This is a genomic window from Streptomyces griseoloalbus (genome assembly GCA_014650015.1).
Taxonomy (GTDB): domain Bacteria; phylum Actinomycetota; class Actinomycetes; order Streptomycetales; family Streptomycetaceae; genus Streptomyces; species Streptomyces griseoloalbus.
Map to the genome: position 1 here is coordinate 1 of BMUD01000177.1, position 524 is coordinate 524.

Genomic DNA, 524 nt, shown 5'->3' on the forward strand with positions numbered 1-524 from the left:
CAGGTAGCTCACGACGAGCGCCAGGCCCAGGACGATCAGCCAGAATCCCTTGTTCTGCTTGTCCGCCGCCCGGAAGGCGTCCTCGCGCCGGAACGCGGCATCCACCAGCCCGAACGCGGCCAGAGCCATCAGAAGGATCTTCAACAGACCCAGGAACCCCGCGAAGCCCATCATCAGCATGTCGCCCACCGCCCGTTTCCTCCGATTAGGTCCTCGGCCACCGTACCCGTAGAACGGGCCGGGCACCGCCCGCGTGCCCGGCCCGCTCGACCGTCCACTTCTCCGACGGCCCCGTGACCGGGGCCGTCCGCCGCTACTTGGCGGGCGGCGTGTTCTTCTTCACGGTCGTGCCCGTGGTCTTGTTCACGCTCGTGCCCGTGGTCTTGCGGGCCGGGGCCTTCTTGGCGGTCGTCTTCTTCGCCGTGGTCGCGGACCGGTCCTGCACCGCCCCGGTCCGCGGGCTCGCGGCCGGCGCGGTCTTCGCCGCGGCGGTCGGGGATGCGGCCTTCGGCTCGGTCTTCGCC

Annotated in this window: 1 protein-coding gene and 1 pseudogene; both read right to left on the minus strand. The window is 70.8% G+C overall.

Features of this window, described 5'->3' with window-relative positions; all coding sequences use genetic code 11:
* Positions 1-180, minus strand: a 180-nt coding sequence (locus IE178_RS35445; RefSeq protein WP_193515126.1) for a DUF2516 family protein, incomplete at its 3' end; no start/stop codon positions are given.
* A 133-nt stretch (positions 181-313) separates the two neighbouring features.
* Positions 314-524: pseudogene (locus IE178_RS35450) on the minus strand (hypothetical protein); the annotation flags it as partial.